This is a genomic window from Methylobacterium sp. WL7 (assembly GCF_008040085.1).
Lineage (GTDB): Bacteria > Pseudomonadota > Alphaproteobacteria > Rhizobiales > Beijerinckiaceae > Methylobacterium > Methylobacterium mesophilicum.
In genome coordinates, this window is the sequence record NZ_VRVG01000005.1 from 45,975 (window position 1) to 63,857 (window position 17,883).

The following is a 17,883-nucleotide window of genomic DNA, read 5'->3' on the forward strand; positions in this document are numbered from 1 at the left end:
ATGGTCCCCGCACAGAGGGCGGGATCGGAGTACAGGAAACGCGACCCGAGAACGGATTCCGGTAACGCCATGAACGCAGTCTTCCCGACCCCTTCGTCGACCGCCGACTCTGCCGAGAGCCAGCGTCTGCTTTCCCCGGACGAGCTTGAGGCCGCTCTGCGCGACATCGGCGCGCGCCGGTACCACATCCTGCATCCGTTCCACCGACTCCTGCATGACGGCAAGCTTTCGAAGGATCAGGTCCGGGCCTGGGCGTTGAACCGCTACTATTACCAGGCGATGATCCCGGTGAAGGACGCCGCCGTGCTCGCGCGGATGACCGACGCGTCTCTGCGTCGGATCTGGCGCCAGCGCATCGTCGATCATGACGGCGACCATCCGGGCGACGGTGGCATCGAGCGCTGGCTGAAGCTCGCCGAGGGCGTCGGGTTCGACCGGGACTACGTGCTCTCTACCCGGGGCATCCTGTCGGCCACGAAGTTTTCCGTCGAGGCCTACGTCCACTTCGTCTCGGAGAAGAGCCTGCTGGAGGCGATCGCCTCGTCGCTCACCGAGATGTTCTCGCCGACGATCATCTCCGAGCGTGTCGCCGGGATGCTGAAGAACTACGACTTCATCACCAAGGACACGCTGGCCTATTTCGACAAGCGTCTGACCCAGGCGCCGCGCGATGCCGACTTCGCCCTCGATTACGTGAAGACGCACGCGACGACGGCTGAGCTGCAGCGGCAGGCGATGGCCGCGTTGACCTTCAAGTGCAACGTGCTCTGGACCCAGCTCGACGCTCTCTATTTCGCCTATGTCGCCCCCGGCATGATCCCGCCGGATGCCTGGACGCCCGGAACCGGTCTCGTCGCGGAGGCACCTGTCGCCACGACAGGGGCCGGCGTTCGCAAGATGGCGGCTGACGACCGGCCGCGCCTCCCGCGGGGCGTGCGTCTGCGCCATGACGAGACCCGCGGCAAATACGTCCTGCTCGCCCCGGAGCGGACCTTCGACCTCGACGATAACGCCGTGGCGGTGCTCAAGCTGGTGGACGGCAATCGCAGCGTCGCGGCGATCGCGGATGAGCTGGGTCGGACCTATGCGGCCGATCCGCGGGCCATCGAGGCCGATATCCTCGCAATGCTGGACGGGCTGGCGGAAAAACGGGTCCTGGAGCGATGAACGCACTGACGCCGAACCGGCCGGACGTTCCAGCGCCGGTGGGTCTGCTCGCCGAGCTGACTCACCGCTGCCCGCTGCGCTGCCCCTATTGCTCGAACCCGCTGGAGCTCGATCGCCGCTCCGGCGAACTCGACACTGCTACGTGGCAGCGCGTTCTGACGGAGGCGTCGGGCCTCGGCGTCCTCCACGTCCACCTGTCGGGGGGCGAGCCGACGGCGCGCAACGACATCGTCGAGATCACCAAGACCTGCGCGGATCTCGGCCTCTACTCGAACCTGATCACCTCGGGGGTGGGCGGTGCGCTGGGCAAGCTCCAGGCGCTGTACGATGTCGGGCTCGACCACGTGCAGCTCTCGGTGCAAGGCGTCGATGCCCAGAACGCCGAACGGATCGGCGGTTTGAAGAACGCGCAGCCCCAAAAGTTCGAGTTCGCCGCCAAGGTGGTCGAGCTCGGGCTGCCGCTGACGCTGAACTCGGTGATCCATCGCGGCAACATCCACGAGGTCGAGGGCTTCATCGACCTAGCGGTGAAGATGGGCGCCAAGCGTCTCGAGGTGGCGCACACGCAGTATTACGGTTGGGCCTACGTCAACCGTGCGGCCCTGATGCCCGACAAGGCGCAGGTCGATGCCTCGATCCGGATCGTCGAGGCGGCCCGCGAGCGCCTCAAGGGTCAGCTCGTCATCGACCTCGTCGTGCCGGATTACTACGCGAAATACCCGAAGGCCTGCGCCGGCGGCTGGGGCCGCAAGCTGATGAACGTCACGCCCCAGGGCAAGGTCCTGCCCTGCCACGCGGCCGAGACGATCCCGGGCCTCGAGTTCTGGCACGTCACCGACCACTCGCTCGGTGAGATCTGGCGGGATTCGCCGGCCTTCACCGCCTATCGCGGAACCGACTGGATGAAGGAGCCCTGCCGCTCCTGCGACCGTCGGGAGAAAGATTGGGGCGGCTGCCGGTGTCAGGCCCTAGCGCTCGCCGGGGATGCCGCGGCGACCGATCCGGCCTGCTCGCTCTCGCCGCTCCATGCCAAGGTGCGGGCGCTGGCCGTGGAAGAGGCGGCCGAGACGCCGCCGGATTATGTGTACCGGACGATCGGCAGCAACGTCCGGTCGCCGTTCAAGGAGGACGTCAACTCGTGAAGCTTCTCGCCACGACAGCCCTCGCGCTGGTGCTGGCCGCGATGCCGGCGCTTGCCGAAGATGCGCCCAAGCCCGCAGCGGTCACCCAGGTCAACGCGGCGGCCCCGCCCAGTGCGGCCGATCTGCTGTTCGAGCAGCCGCATATGAAGAACGCGGCCCCCGGCTCGACGATCACGTACGATTATCTGCGCCGGTCCGGCATCGCCAAGGGACCGTTCGGGCCCCCGCTGTCGGATACGCTCACGCTCACGCTGGAGCCCGGTAAGAGCCCGGAGGCGCGCGACATCCGCGTCATGATGTTCTCCGGCCTGAACCGCGTGCCGGCCGGGCCTTTCGAGGACATGAGCGGCAACCCGGTGGTCTCGCTGTTCCTGGAGAACCACCTCCGCTCGCTGGCGAAGGTGCTGGAGGCCAACCCGCGTTACCTGAAGCTCGCCATCCGTAAGGGACTGCGTGAGGCTGCGACCGTGACGCCGACCAAGGTCTCGGTCGGCGGCCGCGAGGTCGATGGCTGGCGGGTCGAAATCCAGCCCTTCGCCAAGGATGCCATGGAACAGCGCATGCGCGGCATGGACAAGATGATCTACACCTTCATCACCGCCCCGGAGGTTCCCGGCGAGATCGTCTCCATCGAGGCGTCGTCGAAGAACGCCGAGGGTGGCGAATTGCTCGAGGAGAAGCTGAGCTATGATCCGAAAGCTGGCTGAACGCGGCGCGCTCGCCGTCCTCGCCCTGTCCCTGTCCGGCCTGGCCGGTTGGGCGGCCGAAGAGAACGACTATCCCACCGACGCGCGGGTCGATTACGTCTTCGGCTGCATGGCGGCCAACGGCCAGACCCGCGAGAGCATGCAGCGCTGCTCCTGTTCGCTCGACCAGCTCGCCGCGATCCTGCCCTACGACAAGTACGTGCAGGCCAGCACGGTCCTGTCGATGCGCCAGGGCATCGGCAACCGGGCGAACGAGTTCAAGGCGACCAAGGTCTTCGACGACAAGGTCGCCGATCTCCGACGCGCCCAGGCCGAGGCGGAGATCCGCTGCTACCGCGGCTGATGACCGGACCATGACGGCCGGCGTTGCGCTGGCCTGTGGTTTCGATCACACCGGGTCCCGAACCGCTCCTGAGAACGGGACCCGATCCGTGCCCCCCTCCCCCGGCCTGTCCGACCTGTTGCCCGGCCTCGGGTCGCGCACGCTGGTCATGGGCATCCTCAACGTCACGCCCGATTCCTTCTCCGACGGCGGCCTGTTCTCCGGCGAGGCCGAGGCGGTTGCGCAGGCCGAGCGCCTGGTAGCCGAAGGCGCCGCGATCCTCGATATCGGTGGTGAATCGACCCGGCCGGGTCACGTTCCCGTTCCTGCCGAGGAGGAGCAGGGCCGCGTCCTGCCGGTGATCCGGGCGGTGGCGCCCCGCCTGTCCGTCCCGATCTCGATCGATACCTACAAGGCGTCCACCGCGCGTCTCGCGCTCGAAGCGGGCGCCCGCATCGTCAACGACGTCTGGGGCCTCCAACGAGAGCCCGACATCGCCTCCGTGGCGGCCGCGCACGGCGCCCCCGTGGTGATCATGCACAACCGCGAGACCATCGACGCGGATCTGGATATCGTCGCGGATCTGCGGGCCTTCTTCGAGCGCTCGCTCGACATCGCCCGGCGGGCCGGCATTCCGGAGCGCGACATCGTCCTCGATCCCGGGGTAGGATTCGGAAAGACCTGGACTCAGCACTTGGAAGTGCTTCGGCGCCTCCCCGAGATCCGGGCCCTGGGTTTTCCCGTCCTGGTCGGGGTCTCCCGCAAATCTCTGCTCGGCCGCCTGCACGATCGGGAGACCCGGCCGGCAGACCGGCTCTACGGATCGCTCGCGGCCCATGCCCTTGCGGCCACGCTCGGCGCCGACATCGTGCGGGTTCACGACGTCGCGGCCCATGTCGACGCCGTTCGGGTCGTCGACGCCGTCATGCGGCCGGACGCCCGATGAGCGCGGACCGGATCGGCGTCGCCCGCATCGCGGTGTTCGGGCGGCACGGGGTGCTGCCCGAGGAGGCGGTGCTCGGCCAGCGCTTCTACATCTCGATCGACGCGCGGCTCGACCTTGCGCCGGCCGGCCGCTCGGACGACGTCGCCCATACGGTCAGCTACGCGGACCTCACCGAGATCGCCGTTTCGATTGCCACCGAGCGCCGGTTCAATCTCATCGAGGCTCTCGCCGAGACGATCGCGGCTACGATCCTCGAACGCCATGACATGGTGGAAGCGATCACGATCCGCATCGACAAGCCGAGCGCGCCGGTGCCGGCGATCCTGGATGGCGTCAGCGTCGAGATCACGCGTCACCGCGGAGTACGCGCGTGAGGGCCTATCTCGGGATCGGCAGCAATATCGGCGACATGGCCGCGATGCTCGACCGTGCGGTCGCGGGATTGGCCGCGACGCCCGGCATCGACGTTGTCGCCCGCTCGGCCGACTATCGGACGCCGCCTTGGGGCAAGACCGATCAGCCCTGGTTCCTCAACGGTGCGGTGGCCGTCGACACGGCGCTCGATCCGCATGGGCTGCTCGATGCCTGCCTCGGCGTCGAGCATGCGCTGGGGCGCATCCGCGAGGAGCGCTGGGGGCCCCGGGTTATCGATGTCGACGTGCTGGCCTACGAGGGGGCAACGGTGGACGACGCGCGGCTGGTGCTGCCGCACCGCCATGTGCGGGAGCGTGCCTTCGTGCTGGTGCCGTTGGCCGAGATCGCCCCAGACCTCGTGATCGGCGGCGAACGCGTCGCCGATGCCCTGGCCAAGCTCGACCGCACCGGGATCAAACGGGTCTGAGCCGAGGCTCGCGGACGGCTCCCCGCCCGCGAGCCCGAAGGCGTGGCCTACTTCGTGCCGGGTTCGGCCATCTCGCTGGCCTCGTCGTCGAGGAGCGGCACGTCGTATTCGCGCAGCACCTTGTCGATATCGGCCTTGCGCTTGCGCAGGATCGTGTTGAGCGAGCGCTTCCAGTCGTTCTCGCCGAGGCGCACGCCCATGGCGATCCGGTAGGCCATGGGCGGACGAGCGGGCTCCTTGAGCAGGGGCACCACCGTCATGGGCGTTCCGGATTGCTTCGCGAGCCAGCCGGCAGCCGGCCCCCACAGCACCGCCGCATCGATGTCCTTGGCCGCGAGCGCCCCGACGATCTCGGCGCCGACGGTCTGGAACTTCCGTGCCGGATCGAGCTGATAGGGCGCGTAGGCCTTCATGGTCGAGACGAGGCCGAGATCGCCCATCCGATTCACCGGCGGGGTGCCGGCGATGACCCCGATCGCCTTGCCCTTCAGCCGCGGATCGTCGAGGGCGGTGATGCCGTCGAGTTCACCCGTGCGGGTGACCAGCACGTAGGACGAGTGATAGTAGGGATTGGTGGTTTGGACGAGGTCGCTGCCGAAGGCCTGGCCCATGATCAGGTCGCACAGGCCGGTACCCAGCGTGTTGCGCACGAAGCCCGGACCTTGGGTCAGCCAGTAGTAACGGACCTTGATCTTCAGTTCGTCGGCGATGATCGCCGCGATCTTGTTCTCGAAGCCGTCTTCCTTACGCTCGGAAAACGGCATGTTGCCGGGATCGCCGCAGACGCGCAGCACATCGGTCGTAACCGTGTCCGGCAGGTGCTGCGCGGCAGCCCCCTGCGCCACCGTCATCGACAGGGCGCAGAGGGCGAGCGTCCGGGTGAAGGACGATGCAGGGGAGGACATCAGCCGCCCATGCACTCCTTCTCGGCCTTCCGGGCGGTCTCGGGCTTGTCCTCGTGGTCCGAGGGACGAACGCGACCGATCGCACCGTCGGCCCGGGCCTTGAGGTAGGTGTAGAGGTCGTCCGAATAGCACATGACGTTCTTGTTATCGCCAAAGGCCGGCATGACCTTCTGCTCGGAGGCGCTCACGTCCTGCTTGCCGCCCACCAGGATGCCGATGAACTCCTCGTACGAGAGGTGCTTCAGCGAGTCCTTCAGGGCCGGCGCGTAGGTCGAGCCCATGCCGTCCGGACCGTGGCAGACGTGGCACTCGGCGTGATAGCGGCGGTACCCGGAGTAGGTGTACCAGTCGAGTTTCTTACCATCGTTGGTGACGTGGTACGTCGGATGGCCGTCGGCATCGACGTACTTGCCGTCCTCGACCTTAACGGCAGCGTTCTTCTTCAGTAGTGCGGGGTCCTGCTCGGCGGTCTTGTCGTTCGCGTTGAGCGAATTGGCGAGAGCCGGATCGGCAGGCTTGGCATCCTCAGCATGTACGGCAACCGCGGAAACGGTCGCTAGGGCGAGGGCGGCGAGAAACGGCCGCGTGACGATGTTGCTGAGGTTGTGCAACGCGTAGTCTCCCTGGAGCGAGGCCCTTCGTCTCGCTTAGAGCCGTAGCCTCTTACGACAAATTCTAATCACAAGGATGCCGGCGCGGAAACCCGCGCCGGCACCATTTCGACAGCTAAACCCTGCGGCCGATTAGTTCGGCAGAGCGAAGACGGTCAGCTGACCACCGAGGTTGGTGTACTGCGAGAGGGCTGCGTAGCCGCCCACCGCGCCGAGACCGGCGTTCGGGTCGGTCAGGCCGGCCGCGAGGCCGATGCCGGCCCAGCCGCCGACGCCCGACAGGACGCCCACGTACTGCTTGCCCTTGAGCTGGTAGGTCATCACGTTGCCGATGATGCCCGACGGCGTCTTGAACTTGAACAGCTCCTTGCCGGTCTTGTCGTCGACGGCCTTCAGGTAACCTTCGAGGGTCCCGTAGAACACCACGTCACCGGCGGTGGCGAGAGCACCGGACCAAACCGAGAACTGCTCGGCGTTGGACCACTTGATCTTACCGTTGACGCCGTCCCAGGCGATGAAGTTACCCATGCCGCCGTGCGAGTTCGGGGCCGGGTACATCGACAGGGTCGCACCGACGTAGGGCTGGCCCGGGGTGTAGGTCACCCGGAACGGCTCGTAGTCCATGCAGACGTGGTTGGTGGGCACGTAGAACAGGTTGGTCTTCGGCGAGAACGCAGCAGGCTGCTGATCCTTGGTGCCGAGGGCCGCCGGGCAGATACCCTTGGAGTTGGTATCTTCGCCGTTCTGCTCGGTCGAGTACTTCGACACGACCAGCGGCCGGCCGTAGTTCTTCGAACCCTTGTCCATATCGACCTTGGTCGCCCAGTTGACGGCCGGATCGAACTTCTCGGCGACCAGGAGGGCGCCGGTCTCGCGGTTCAGCGTGTAGCCGAAGCCGTTACGGTCGAAGTGGGTCAGGAGCGGCTGCTCCTTGCCGTCAACCTTCTGATCCGTGAGGATCATCTCGTTGATGCCGTCGTAGTCCCACTCGTCGTGCGGGGTCATCTGGTAGACCCACTTGGCGACGCCGGTATCCGGGTTACGCGCCCAGATGGTCATCGACCACTTGTTGTCGCCCGGACGCTGCTTGGGGTTCCAGGTCGAGGGGTTGCCCGAGCCGTAGTACATCAGGTCGAGCTTGGGGTCGTACGAGAACCAGCCCCAGGTGCAGCCGCCGCCGGTCTTCCACTGATCGCCTTCCCAGGTCTTCAGCGAAGAATCCTTGCCAACCGGCTTGCCGAGCGAGGTGGTCTTCTCCGGGTCGACCAGCATCTGGTCGTCCGGGCCGATGGAGTAGCCGCGCCACACCTTCTTGCCGGTCTTCAGGTCGTAGGCGGTGACGTGGCACTGCACGCCGAACTCGCCGCCCGAGATGCCGACGATGACCTTGTCCTTCACGGGCAGAACCGTGGCGGTGTTGGTCTCGCCCTTCTTCGGGTCGCCGTTGACGACGGACCAGTTCACCTTGCCGGTCTTGGCGTCGAGCGACACGAGGGTGGTGTCGGCCTGGTGCAGCAGGATGGTGCCGTCGGCATAGGCGAGGCCGCGGTTGACCGTGTCACAGCACATGACCGGGATCACGGACGGATCCTGCTTCGGCTCGTACTTCCAGACGATCTTGGCCTCGTGGTCGAGGTCCAGGGCGTACACGATGTTCGGGAACGGCGTGTGGACGTACATCATGTTGCCGATCACGAGCGGCGAGCCCTCGTGGCCGCGCAGCACGCCGGTCGAGAAGGTCCAGGCAACCTGGAGGTTCTTCACGTTCGCCGAGGTGATCTGGTCGAGCTTCGAATAACGGGTGTTGCCGTAGTCGACCGTCTGAAGCGCTTGTTCCGCCGGGTTGGCGATGCTCTTCAGGACGCTTTCGTTGGCTAGCGCGGGCGCGGCGAGTGCCGCGACACCTGCGCCGAGCGCGAGGAGATGTACCGCTCTCATGGGTTCCTCCGACAAGTCTTAAGAGTCGTACAGACGCACTTCGAGAGTGGCGTCGCTCGGACCCCGACCTGACTGTTTGCGACAGGGATGGACGCTTCGGTAGCGGGCGTAGCGGACTAGAAGTGACCCAAAGGTCTCTTCGCCAGGAGCCGCCATCCCTGAGGCGGCCCCCTCGAAACCGAAGCTTGCCCGGACCTTAAGAGATTTTTGAGCGCCGTCAACTCGATGTTGCCGAGCCGTGGGGACACGGTGAAAGCTTCTTTTCGCGTAACAAAACACGCGTGAATGTCATTGCTATGCGGCGCGAAATGCTGCGCTGCACAAAACAGGCTGCGGCTATTTAGGCCCATCTCGGGCTGCCGAGCACGCTGTCCATGCAGTTCTTGCACGCCCGGGCGGTGTTGCCAGTTCCATTATGCTTGGACTGCTTGATGAGCTTGACCGTGATCGTCACTCGGCGCGCGTGCGGAGAGCTAGATCAATCGCGGTGCGAAATGGCCGAGCTTGGGAAACGACGGCGTTTTCAAAGGTTGAACACTGTGCGCCCTCTCGCCGCACGGGTGGGATGCGGCGTTTTGGAACCCGCCGCACGCCATCCTCACGAGGCTGTGATTGCCGAATCGTCCCGACTCAGTTCGAGCAGCTGGATTGAGGAACAGTCACGCGGGCCAGGCAGGCTATTCAGCCGGCATCTGCGTCTTCAGGCTAGGTCGGGAACCACTCGGTGCACGACGGCTGGGCTCCGCTACGAACCCTTGGTCAGCCAGCGTTGCCGGCAGGCTGCGACTTTGGTTGTAGGGGCTCACAGCGCGCCGACGTCGCCGATGCTCTCGAATTCGGCGCTGTCCCCGACGAGGTCCGTAAGGGAGATGTCGAGGCGGCGGCCGGTCTTGAGACGGAGCTGGGCATCGGGTTCGAGCCAGATCGGTCTCAGGCCGGCATGGCTGCCGTGGAGATCGCCGTAGGCGAACACGCCGCCCTGCCTTCGCTCCACGACGACACGGTAGCGGACACGAACGCTTTGGCATCCCTCGGCCGTGACGAGGCCGCGCCCCGTCAGCGTCGTCAGGATCTCGTTCGGTTCGAACATACGCGTGACGCGGTGCTAGGATTAAGTGGCAATGTCGCTTGCCACTTAATCCTAGCACCGCGACGTGTCACGCCCTCGTGACCGGATAGTTTCGCGATCCGGCTGCTGTGTCGATCGGCAGGCGTTTCGACGGCGCTCCTTGAGGTGGCGAGTGTGGGCCGACGAGAAGGTCTGCAATCCCTCCAATGGCCAAGGTCGTCGTCGCGAGCTTGACGACGATGCGCCGTCCCGGACAATCGGACCTCGGAGGGAGGTCCGCGAAGGCGACCGACCCGCATCGTGCGTGAAGGACGATCGTGATCGGGCGCACACAATTGGCCCTGGCGGCCCTGTTCCTTGTCGCATCGGGGGCGCGAGCCGTTGCCGAGACCGTTCACGACGGGCAACTCTGGCTGAATACAACCCTGTTCGGTTCATTCGGCGACGTCGCATACTTCGCCGAAGTTCAACCCCGCTTCGGCAAGGGCATCTCCCAGCTCGACCAGCTTCTGCTGCGCCCTGCCTTGGGCTGGAAGGTCAACAACGGCCTCACCCTCTACCAGGGTTACGCTTACGTCGAAGACCACGGGATGCCCGGCGGGGTGGGGACCGAGGATCGGAGCTTTCAGGAGATCAACTGGCAGATCGGCACAGTCTCCGGCGTGAAGGTTTCGTCCCGCACGCGCTTCGAGCAACGGTGGCAATCGGCCGGCCGGGATGTCGGCTTCCGCCTGCGCGAGAATCTGCGCTTCGCCGTGCCGCTGACGCAGGCGACGACAAGCGTCGCAGCTCTTGGCTGGACGGAGGCGTTCTTGGCCTTGAACGATACGGATTGGGGTGCGCGGGCCGGCTTCGATCGGATCCGCACTTTCGTGGGGCTGGAAGTGCCGATCGGCGGACGATCGACGGTCGAGATCGGCTACCTCAACCAAACCGCCAGCGCGCCGGGCAGCGGCGTGGCAGTCGACCATATCCTGTCGCTGAACCTGTTCGTGCGGAACTAGATCGCCCGCGGCGCAGGGGATTTCTTGGCTCGTCGGTCAGATTGACCTGATCGGACAAGTTCGGGCCGGGCCCGATGGTTTGGATGCAGCCACCGGCCAAACGCATCGTCGCTGGGATCGATCGATTCAGACGCCCCGGGCAGGTCTGGCCGCACGCCAGCCTTAGCCTGGGCCACAGCCCGACACACGGCTTGTAGGCGGTGGACGAGGCGCGAAGGGAGATCCTTCCGCCGTGATCCCGGGACGACCGGGCCGTTTTCGGACCGGCCTGGGAAAGCGTGGCCGCTTGCTGGCTGCACCCGTTGCAGCAAACACCGTCGCAGCGCCCGTCCGAAACCCTAGCCGTCGACGCCCGCCTGATCCGCCGCGTTCGTCGGCTCCAGCTCCCGGACCACGATGCGGCCGTGCTCGACCGAGAGGGCCAAGCGGCCCTGCTTCAGGGCCAGGGCCTTGTCGCCGAACAGGGTCCGGCGCCAGCCTTGCAGAGCGGCGACCTCGGCGGTGTCGTCGTCTGCGATGGCCTCCAGATCGTCCACCGTCGCGATGATCTTGGGCGCCACGGCCTCGGATTCGCACACCGCCTTGAGCAGCACCTTCAGCAATTCCACGATGGCACCGTTGCCGCCGCTCCGGCGCATCCGCTCCGGTATGCGGATGTCACCGGTGTCCCGGGTGAGGCCGCGCTCCACGGCCGCCAGGATGTCGGCTCCGGTGCGCGAACGCTCGAACCCCGCCGGGATCGTCCGCAGCCGGCCCAGGGCCTCGGCACCGCGCGGCGCCGCCGAGGCGATGTCGATCACCGCCTCGTCCTTCAGGACGCGCCCGCGGGGGACGTTCCGGGTCTGCGCTTCGCTCTCGCGCCAGGCCGCCACCTCCATCAGCACGGCGATCTCACGGGGCTTGCGCATCCGTCCGGAAAGCCGCCGCCAGGCCTGGGCCGGGTCGGCCCGGTAGGTTTCCGGCGAAGTCAGAACCGCCATCTCCTCATCGAGCCAGGCGCCGCGATCGGTGCGCAGCAACTCGGCGACTAGGACTTCGTAGACCTTCACCAGATGGGTGACGTCCGAGAGGGCGTAGCTGAGCTGGGCTTCGGAGAGCGGGCGCCGCGACCAGTCGGTGAACCGCGAGGACTTGTCGATCTTGGCCTTGGCCACGTCGTTGACGAGCTGCTCGTACGAGACGGAGTCGCCGTAGCCGCAGACCATGGCGGCGACCTGCGTGTCGAAGAACGGCTGCGGCAGGATCCCGCCCATCAGCCAGATGATCTCGAGGTCCTGGCGGGCCGAGTGGAACACCTTCACGGTCCGCTCGTCGGCCATCAGGTCGATGAACGGCTGCAGGTCGATGCCCGCCGCCAGGGGATCGACCAATACGCCGGTCCCATCCGGTGCCGCGATCTGGATCAGGCACAGTTTCGGGTAGTACGTCGTCTCGCGCATGAACTCCGTGTCGACGGTCACGAAGGGTTGCTCGGCGAGACGCGAGCAGACGTCGTGCAGCGCGGCGGTGGTGGTAATCAGGTCCATGAACCCGGCTATACGCAACCGGCGCCGTCATGGGGAGACGCCTGCGTGAAGGTCCCCATGTTTCACACGGTCCTTATTGCGCCCGGTCGGTCCGCCAAGGCCGTTCGCCGTCGCGCCTGAGCCTGCCGGCGGATCCGCATCGCGTCGGCCCGGCGCTGGGCATCGGCGCGCCCGAGCAAGCGGTCGAGGATGCCGGTCTCGATGCGCTCGCCCGTGGCGCCGTCGGTCAGCCGGCGGATCCGGTCGACCCGGAAGCCGCGATAGCCGCCCCGGCGGGCGTCGACGCCGCCCAGAAGCGTCCGGCCCGGACCGAGCTTCAGTTCGCGCGCCGACAGGGAGCGGTTGCTCCAGGCACCGGTCGCGTCCTCGTAGACCAGGTCGAAATGCCCCGCGAGCGGCAGTGTGCGCCAAGCGCCGGACGGGCTTTCGACGGGCCCGGCGGGCCGGCCGACAGAAACGGAAAAAGCGTTTTGGCTCATGGACATCATATGGGGATCGCGGGTCCCGTCCGGTAGGTCGGCGGCCCGGTTCGGCACGGGTTTCCGGCGTCGCGTGCTTGACTTGGGGGGCCTCGCGTGAATGGTGCCGGCCTTCCCAGAGAAGAAGCCCGTCATGCACCGTTACCGTTCCCACACCTGCGGGGCGCTCCGCCCGTCCGACGTCGGACAGACCGTCCGGCTCTCCGGCTGGTGCCACCGCATCCGCGACCATGGTGGCGTGCTGTTCATCGACCTGCGGGACCATTACGGGCTCACGCAATGCGTGGTCGATTCCGACTCGCCCGCCTTCAAGGCCGCAGAGGTCGCGCGCTCGGAATGGGTCGTGCGCATCGACGGGCGCGTGCGCACCCGGCCCGCCGGCACCGAGAACGCTGAGCTGCCGACCGGAGCGGTCGAGGTCTACATCGACGATCTGGAGGTGCTGGGCCCGGCCGGTGAGCTGCCGCTGCCGGTCTTCGGCGATCTCGAATACCCGGAGGAGACGCGGCTGCGGTACCGCTTCCTCGACCTGCGCCGGGACAAGCTCCACGCCAACATCATGAAGCGCGGGGCGATCATCGACGCGCTGCGCCGCCGGATGCGCGACGGCGGCTTCTTCGAGTTCCAGACACCGATCCTCACCGCGTCGTCGCCCGAGGGCGCGCGCGACTACCTCGTGCCGTCCCGGGTCCATCCCGGAAAGTTCTACGCGCTCCCGCAGGCGCCGCAGCAGTTCAAGCAGCTGACGATGATCGCGGGCTTCGACCGCTATTTCCAGATCGCGCCCTGCTTCCGCGACGAGGACGCCCGGGCCGACCGCTCGCCGGGCGAATTCTACCAGCTCGATATCGAGATGAGCTTCGTCACCCAGGAGGACGTGTTCCAGGCGGTTGAGCCGGTCCTGCGCGGCGTCTTCGAAGAGTTCGCCGAGGGCAAGCGCGTCACCAAGGCGTTCCCGCGCATCACCTTCGCGGATTCCATGCTGAAGTACGGCGTCGACAAGCCGGACCTGCGCAATCCCCTCATCATCGCCGACGTCACCGACGAGTTCGCCCGGGACGACGTGGCGTTCAAGGCCTTCAAGGGCGTCATCAGTGCCGGCGGCGTGGTCCGGGCGATCCCGGCGACCGGAGCCGCGTCGCAGCCGCGCTCGTTCTTCGACAAGCTCAACGACTGGGCCCGCTCAGAGGGCGCGCCCGGGCTCGGCTACGTCGTGTTCGAGGACGACGGCGGCCAGCTCACCGGCAAGGGGCCGATCGCCAAGTTCATCCCGGCCGAGGTCCAGGCCCTGATCGCGCAGAAGACCGGCGCCAAGGCGGGCGACGCGGTGTTCTTCTCCGCCGGGACCGAGGCCAAGGCGGCGGCGCTCGCCGGCAAGGCCCGCATCCGCATCGGCGACGAACTGGGCCTCTGTGACAAGGACCAGTACGCGTTCTGCTGGATCACCGACTTCCCGATGTACGAGTGGAGCGAAGAGGAGAAGCGGATCGACTTCTCCCACAACCCGTTCTCGATGCCGAACATCGACCGCGAGGACTTTTTGGCGCTCGACCTCGATGCCCTGGCCACAGAGGGCCAGGACGGCGAAGTCACAAAAAGAATCTTGGGCATCAAGGCGTTCCAGTACGACATCGTCTGCAACGGCATCGAGCTGTCCTCGGGCGCGATCCGCAATCATCGCCCCGACGTGATGCAGAAGGCCTTCGCCATCGCGGGCTACGGCCACGAGGTGCTGGAGCAGAAGTTCGGCGGCATGCTCAACGCCTTGCGCATGGGCGCCCCGCCGCACGGTGGCATCGCCCCGGGAGTCGACCGCATCGTCATGCTCCTGTGCAACGAGCCGAACATCCGCGAGGTCGTGCTGTTCCCGATGAACCAGCGCGCCGAGGACCTGATGATGGGCGCGCCCTCCGAGGCCACGCCCAAGCAGCTGCGCGAGCTGCACATCCGCCTGAACCTGCCCGAGAAGAAGGCGTAAGCGCAGGCGGACCGGTCGCGCCGTGGCGAGCCTCGTCGCGGTCGTCGTCGCCCATGACAGCGCCGACGTGCTGCCGGCCTGTCTGGCGGCACTGGCGCGGCAGCACGTGCCGGCGATCGTGGTCGACAACGCCAGCCGGGACGCCTCCGTTTCAGTCTCGGAGGCCGCCGGCGCGCGGGTGATCCGCAACCCCCGCAACGAGGGCTACGGCCGCGCCAACAATATCGGCGTCGCCGCGGCGGAGACGGCGGAGCGGGTCCTCGTCGTCAACCCGGACGTGGTCCTGCAGCCTGGAGCCGTCGATGCGTTGCTGGCGGCGGCCGCCGCTTGGCCGGATGCGGGCCTGCTGGCGCCGCGCCTGGTCGAGCCGGACGGGCGGTTCTTCTACCAGGCGCGCTCACTGCTGGCGCCGTACCTTCCCAACCCGGGCGGACGCCCGGCCCTGCCCGAGGGCGATGCCTGCGCCCCGTTCCTGTCCGGGGCCTGCCTGATGATCGCGCGGGCCCTGTTCCTCGACCTCGGGGGCTTCGACCCGAACATCTTCCTGTTCTACGAGGACGACGACCTCTGTCGGCGCGTGGCGGATGCGGGCCGCGCCCTCGTCCATGTCCACGGCGCTGTGGCGCTGCACGGCCGCGGTCGCTCGTCGGCGCCGGAGCCCGGACGGGTTTTCCGTTCGCGCTGGCATCAGGCCTGGTCGCGGGCCTATGTCAGCCGCAAATACGGCCTGCCCGACCCGAGCGTGTCCCACCTCATGACCAACCTGCCGAAGGCCGGCCTCTCGGCGCTCGTCCTGCGCCGGTCCGGGTTGGAGCGGTACGGCGGCTCCGCGTCCGGCGCCCTCGCCTTCCTGCGCGGCCGGGACGCCTTGGCCCGCGAGGGGCTGCGCTGATGGCCGGCCTCACGATCGCGACCGCCCTGGCGCGCGGCCGCAACGGCTTCACCGGCCTGCGCTTGGTTCTCGCGCTGGCGGTGGTCGTCTCGCATGCCTTCAGCGTCGCCACCGGGGCCGCGGGCGACGAGCCGCTGGCGCGGCTCACCGGCTACACCCTGGGCGAGCACGCGGTGAACGGCTTCTTCGCGGTCTCGGGGTTTCTCGTCACCATGAGCTGCGATCGGCGCGGGCTCCGGGACTACACGCTTGCCCGCGCCCTGCGGATCCTCCCGGGCTTCGTCGCCGCCACCATGGTCGTTTCCCTGCTCCTCGGAGCCGCGATGACGCGCCTGCCGCTGGGCGAGTACCTGCGCGATCCCGCCGTCTGGTCGTTCGTGCGCGGGACGCTGACCGCCTTCAAGAGCAACGCCGCCCTGCCCGGCGTCTTCGAGGCCAACCCGTATCGGGCGCCGCTCGGCACGATCTGGACCCTGAAATACGAGTCTCTCTGCTACCTGGGCGTGCTGCTCGCCGCCCTGTGCGGCCTCCTCCGCCGGCGGATCCCGGTGCTCTTGATCGTCGCGGGGCTCGCCGTCGCCCTGACGGCCGCCACAGCTTGGCGTGGCCCCGAGTTGCCGAAGGGTCTGGAGACGGCCCTGCGGCTGCCGCTCATCTTTTCGGCCGGCGCCGGACTGTATCTGTGTCGCGACAGCCTGCGCGTCTCGAGTGTCGTCCTCGCCGGCCTGGCCGTCGCGGCCACGCTCCTCGCCCGAACGCCGGCCTACCCGACCCTGCTGTTCCTGGCGGAAGCCTACGGCGCCGTGTGGCTCGCCCTCGGGCCGATGGCGCGCGGCCTGTTCGATCCGAGGGCCGACCTGTCCTACGGGATCTATCTCTACGGCTGGCCGATACAGCAGAGCCTGCATGCCCTCTGGCCCGAGCCCTCCGGCCTCGCCCTGCTCGCTCCCGCGCTCGCGGTGACGCTGCCGGTGGCGGCGCTGTCCTGGTACGGCATCGAACGGCCGGCACTGGCCCTCAAGGCGCGGGCGCTCGGCCGACGCAGCCTCGGCACGATCGAGCCTGCCGGGCCGTGAGCACCCTCCCCCCATCGGCCGCGCTGGCCCTTGCGGCGCGGCTTCTGGAGGCCGAGGGCTTCGCCATCGTCGCCCGGAACGAGCGCGGTGACAGCCTCTATCTCGCGCTATCTAAGAGCCCCTGGCACCTGCGTCTGTCGAACCATGCACGAACCGCCAAGCAGCGCGCCCGGCGCAATGACATCCTGACGAGCCTGATCATCGATGCGCCCCGCTCTCCGGATCAGGTTCATACGCTGGTCCTGGGGGCATTGAAGAACTTCAGCGCGGCACTGACTCTACGAGAGGCTCAAGCCTCGACCTCGGCCTCGGGCTCGCGAAAGTAGGGTTCGACGGTCCCCTTCAGCTTCACGGTCATCGGGTTGCCGGCCCGATCGAGGGTCTTGCCGGCCGAGAGGCGGACCCAGCCCTCGCTGACGCAATATTCCTCGACGTTGGTCTTATCGACGCCCTTGAATCGCACGCCGACGCCGCGCTCCAGCATGGCCTCGTCGTAGAACGGGCTGTTCGGGTTCGCGGCCAGGCGGTCGGGAGGCGTGTCGGTCATCGTCCGGATCTCGGGTCGGTTTCGTGTGCGGCCCCGCGCGCGTCCGGCAGGGCGAAGGGCTCGCCGGTACGGGAATCCGGCTCGGCGCGCAACGCCGCGAGCAGGTCGGCGATCTGCCCGCTCTGCAACAGCGGCACCAGCCGCGTCACCGTCGCGTGCGGCCGGTCCCACCAGGCGGTCTCCACCAGCGCCGCCACGGTGGCCTCGTCGAAGCGGCGGCGGACCACCCGGGCCGGGTTGCCGGCGACCACCGCGTAGGCCGGCACGTCCCGGGTCACCACCGCCCGCGCCGCCACCACGGCGCCGTGCCCGACCGTGACGCCGGACAGGATCATGCAGCCGGACCCGAGCCAGACATCGTGCCCGATCACCACGTCGCCGCGCGACGCGTGGTAATCCGCCGGGGCGCGCGCATCCGGGAACAGGCGGCGCATCGCCGCGAACGGGTAGGTGGAGGCCCAGTCGAGCCGGTGGTCGCCGCCGAGCAGGATCTCGACCTTGTCGGCGATGGAACAATAGCGGCCGATCGTCAGGCGACGGCCGCTCTCCGGGAAGCGCACTTTGGGACGCCCGTACGAGTAAGCGCCTATGGAGAAGCCGTGCGCGCGCGCCAGCGCGGCGAGGTGGATCCGCGTCTCGTTATGCGGGTTGCGCCCCCTACGCAGCCGGTGCAACAGACCGGTCACGATGGGATCCGGCGCGGTGCGCGACCGCGTCGTCTCCGGGAAAGCGG

Annotated in this window: 20 protein-coding genes; 12 read left to right on the forward strand and 8 right to left on the reverse strand. The window is 67.6% G+C overall.

Translation table 11 applies throughout. The features are described from left to right. The first annotated feature begins 69 nt into the window (after window positions 1-69). The 7 genes from pqqC to folK all read left to right on the forward strand — a co-directional run bounded on the left by pqqC (window position 70) and on the right by folK (window position 5,125). Window positions 70-1,167, forward strand: a complete 1,098-nt coding sequence (gene pqqC / locus FV233_RS02500) for a pyrroloquinoline-quinone synthase PqqC (protein ID WP_147896516.1) — start codon at window positions 70-72, stop codon at window positions 1,165-1,167. Beyond that, window positions 1,164-2,309, forward strand: coding sequence for a pyrroloquinoline quinone biosynthesis protein PqqE (pqqE, locus tag FV233_RS02505; protein WP_147853304.1), 1,146 nt, complete (start codon window positions 1,164-1,166; stop codon window positions 2,307-2,309). Before pqqC ends, pqqE begins: the two co-directional genes overlap by 4 nt. After that, window positions 2,306-3,016, forward strand: coding sequence for a hypothetical protein (locus FV233_RS02510; RefSeq protein WP_147853303.1), 711 nt, complete (start codon window positions 2,306-2,308; stop codon window positions 3,014-3,016). The genes pqqE and FV233_RS02510 overlap by 4 nt, the downstream gene beginning before the upstream one ends. Next, on the forward strand, window positions 2,997-3,359 hold the full coding sequence (locus FV233_RS02515) for a hypothetical protein (RefSeq protein ID WP_147853302.1): 363 nt from the start codon (window positions 2,997-2,999) through the stop codon (window positions 3,357-3,359). The genes FV233_RS02510 and FV233_RS02515 overlap by 20 nt, the downstream gene beginning before the upstream one ends. Before the next feature lie 88 nt (window positions 3,360-3,447). After that, window positions 3,448-4,284, forward strand: a complete 837-nt coding sequence (gene folP / locus FV233_RS02520; RefSeq protein ID WP_147853301.1) for a dihydropteroate synthase — start codon at window positions 3,448-3,450, stop codon at window positions 4,282-4,284. Continuing rightward, the gene (gene folB / locus FV233_RS02525) at window positions 4,281-4,658 is read left to right on the forward strand and encodes a dihydroneopterin aldolase (protein ID WP_147896517.1); all 378 of its coding nucleotides are present in this window, start codon (window positions 4,281-4,283) and stop codon (window positions 4,656-4,658) included. The genes folP and folB overlap by 4 nt, the downstream gene beginning before the upstream one ends. Next, window positions 4,655-5,125 carry a 2-amino-4-hydroxy-6-hydroxymethyldihydropteridine diphosphokinase gene (folK, locus tag FV233_RS02530; protein WP_147896518.1) on the forward strand — a complete coding sequence of 157 codons (471 nt, stop codon included), beginning with the start codon at window positions 4,655-4,657 and terminating at the stop codon, window positions 5,123-5,125. The genes folB and folK overlap by 4 nt, the downstream gene beginning before the upstream one ends. Before the next feature lie 47 nt (window positions 5,126-5,172). On the opposite strand, the gene xoxJ is transcribed toward folK, so the two are convergent. The 4 genes from xoxJ to FV233_RS02550 all read right to left on the reverse strand — a co-directional run bounded on the left by xoxJ (window position 5,173) and on the right by FV233_RS02550 (window position 9,669). Beyond that, complete coding sequence (gene xoxJ, locus FV233_RS02535; protein WP_187278039.1) at window positions 5,173-6,030, reverse strand: rare earth element methanol dehydrogenase accessory protein XoxJ; 858 nt, start codon at window positions 6,028-6,030, stop codon at window positions 5,173-5,175. Continuing rightward, entirely contained in the window at window positions 6,030-6,641 is a 612-nt protein-coding gene (locus tag FV233_RS02540) for a c-type cytochrome, methanol metabolism-related (RefSeq protein WP_147853297.1), read from the reverse strand. Before FV233_RS02540 ends, xoxJ begins: the two co-directional genes overlap by 1 nt. A gap of 132 nt (window positions 6,642-6,773) precedes the next feature. Further along, on the reverse strand, window positions 6,774-8,579 hold the full coding sequence (gene xoxF1 / locus FV233_RS02545; RefSeq protein ID WP_147853296.1) for a lanthanide-dependent methanol dehydrogenase XoxF1: 1,806 nt from the start codon (window positions 8,577-8,579) through the stop codon (window positions 6,774-6,776). A gap of 802 nt (window positions 8,580-9,381) precedes the next feature. After that, window positions 9,382-9,669 carry a hypothetical protein gene (locus FV233_RS02550; protein WP_147853295.1) on the reverse strand — a complete coding sequence of 96 codons (288 nt, stop codon included), beginning with the start codon at window positions 9,667-9,669 and terminating at the stop codon, window positions 9,382-9,384. A 296-nt stretch (window positions 9,670-9,965) separates the two neighbouring features. On the opposite strand from FV233_RS02550, the gene FV233_RS02555 reads away from it, so the two are divergent. Continuing rightward, window positions 9,966-10,652, forward strand: coding sequence for a DUF2490 domain-containing protein (locus tag FV233_RS02555; protein WP_147853294.1), 687 nt, complete (start codon window positions 9,966-9,968; stop codon window positions 10,650-10,652). A 338-nt stretch (window positions 10,653-10,990) separates the two neighbouring features. Here FV233_RS02555 and rnd read toward each other — a convergent pair whose 3' ends face one another. Beyond that, a complete protein-coding gene (rnd, locus tag FV233_RS02560; protein ID WP_147853293.1) occupies window positions 10,991-12,178 on the reverse strand; it encodes a ribonuclease D in 1,188 nt (395 codons plus the stop codon). A 62-nt stretch (window positions 12,179-12,240) separates the two neighbouring features. Next, on the reverse strand, window positions 12,241-12,657 hold the full coding sequence (locus FV233_RS02565) for a hypothetical protein (protein WP_187277613.1): 417 nt from the start codon (window positions 12,655-12,657) through the stop codon (window positions 12,241-12,243). A gap of 133 nt (window positions 12,658-12,790) precedes the next feature. Between FV233_RS02565 and aspS the strand changes: the two genes are divergently transcribed. From aspS to FV233_RS02585, 4 genes are read left to right on the forward strand one after another with little or no spacing between them, the layout of a single operon-like run. Then, window positions 12,791-14,635, forward strand: a complete 1,845-nt coding sequence (aspS, locus tag FV233_RS02570; RefSeq protein WP_147853292.1) for an aspartate--tRNA ligase — start codon at window positions 12,791-12,793, stop codon at window positions 14,633-14,635. Window positions 14,636-14,657: 22 nt separating this feature from the next. After that, window positions 14,658-15,527 (forward strand): glycosyltransferase family 2 protein, encoded by an 870-nt coding sequence (locus tag FV233_RS02575; protein ID WP_147853291.1) that lies wholly within the window; start codon window positions 14,658-14,660, stop codon window positions 15,525-15,527. Next, window positions 15,527-16,603 carry an acyltransferase gene (locus tag FV233_RS02580; RefSeq protein WP_147853290.1) on the forward strand — a complete coding sequence of 359 codons (1,077 nt, stop codon included), beginning with the start codon at window positions 15,527-15,529 and terminating at the stop codon, window positions 16,601-16,603. Before FV233_RS02575 ends, FV233_RS02580 begins: the two co-directional genes overlap by 1 nt. After that, the gene (locus FV233_RS02585; protein ID WP_147853289.1) at window positions 16,600-16,929 is read left to right on the forward strand and encodes a hypothetical protein; all 330 of its coding nucleotides are present in this window, start codon (window positions 16,600-16,602) and stop codon (window positions 16,927-16,929) included. Before FV233_RS02580 ends, FV233_RS02585 begins: the two co-directional genes overlap by 4 nt. Here FV233_RS02585 and FV233_RS02590 read toward each other — a convergent pair. Together FV233_RS02590 and FV233_RS02595 are read right to left on the reverse strand one after the other, a co-directional pair. Then, window positions 16,893-17,150 (reverse strand): DUF3297 family protein, encoded by a 258-nt coding sequence (locus tag FV233_RS02590; protein ID WP_147853288.1) that lies wholly within the window; start codon window positions 17,148-17,150, stop codon window positions 16,893-16,895. The genes FV233_RS02585 and FV233_RS02590 overlap by 37 nt on opposite strands. Then, window positions 17,147-17,824 carry a CatB-related O-acetyltransferase gene (locus FV233_RS02595; protein WP_147896552.1) on the reverse strand — a complete coding sequence of 226 codons (678 nt, stop codon included), beginning with the start codon at window positions 17,822-17,824 and terminating at the stop codon, window positions 17,147-17,149. The genes FV233_RS02590 and FV233_RS02595 overlap by 4 nt, the downstream gene beginning before the upstream one ends. Window positions 17,825-17,883 lie beyond the last annotated feature (59 nt).

Excerpts from the sequence above, each read along its gene's own strand:
- pqqC (WP_147896516.1), top strand. The coding sequence starts at position 70 with ATGAACGCAGTCTTCCCGACCCCTTCGTCGACCGCCGACTCTGCCGAG.
- pqqE (WP_147853304.1), top strand. The coding sequence starts at position 1,164 with ATGAACGCACTGACGCCGAACCGGCCGGACGTTCCAGCGCCGGTGGGT.
- FV233_RS02515 (WP_147853302.1), top strand. The coding sequence starts at position 2,997 with ATGATCCGAAAGCTGGCTGAACGCGGCGCGCTCGCCGTCCTCGCCCTG.
- folB (WP_147896517.1), top strand. The coding sequence starts at position 4,281 with ATGAGCGCGGACCGGATCGGCGTCGCCCGCATCGCGGTGTTCGGGCGG.
- xoxJ (WP_187278039.1), bottom strand. The coding sequence starts at position 6,030 with ATGTCCTCCCCTGCATCGTCCTTCACCCGGACGCTCGCCCTCTGCGCC.
- xoxF1 (WP_147853296.1), bottom strand. The coding sequence starts at position 8,579 with ATGAGAGCGGTACATCTCCTCGCGCTCGGCGCAGGTGTCGCGGCACTC.
- FV233_RS02550 (WP_147853295.1), bottom strand. The coding sequence starts at position 9,669 with ATGTTCGAACCGAACGAGATCCTGACGACGCTGACGGGGCGCGGCCTC.
- rnd (WP_147853293.1), bottom strand. The coding sequence starts at position 12,178 with ATGGACCTGATTACCACCACCGCCGCGCTGCACGACGTCTGCTCGCGT.
- FV233_RS02565 (WP_187277613.1), bottom strand. The coding sequence starts at position 12,657 with ATGAGCCAAAACGCTTTTTCCGTTTCTGTCGGCCGGCCCGCCGGGCCC.
- aspS (WP_147853292.1), top strand. The coding sequence starts at position 12,791 with ATGCACCGTTACCGTTCCCACACCTGCGGGGCGCTCCGCCCGTCCGAC.
- FV233_RS02580 (WP_147853290.1), top strand. The coding sequence starts at position 15,527 with ATGGCCGGCCTCACGATCGCGACCGCCCTGGCGCGCGGCCGCAACGGC.
- FV233_RS02590 (WP_147853288.1), bottom strand. The coding sequence starts at position 17,150 with ATGACCGACACGCCTCCCGACCGCCTGGCCGCGAACCCGAACAGCCCG.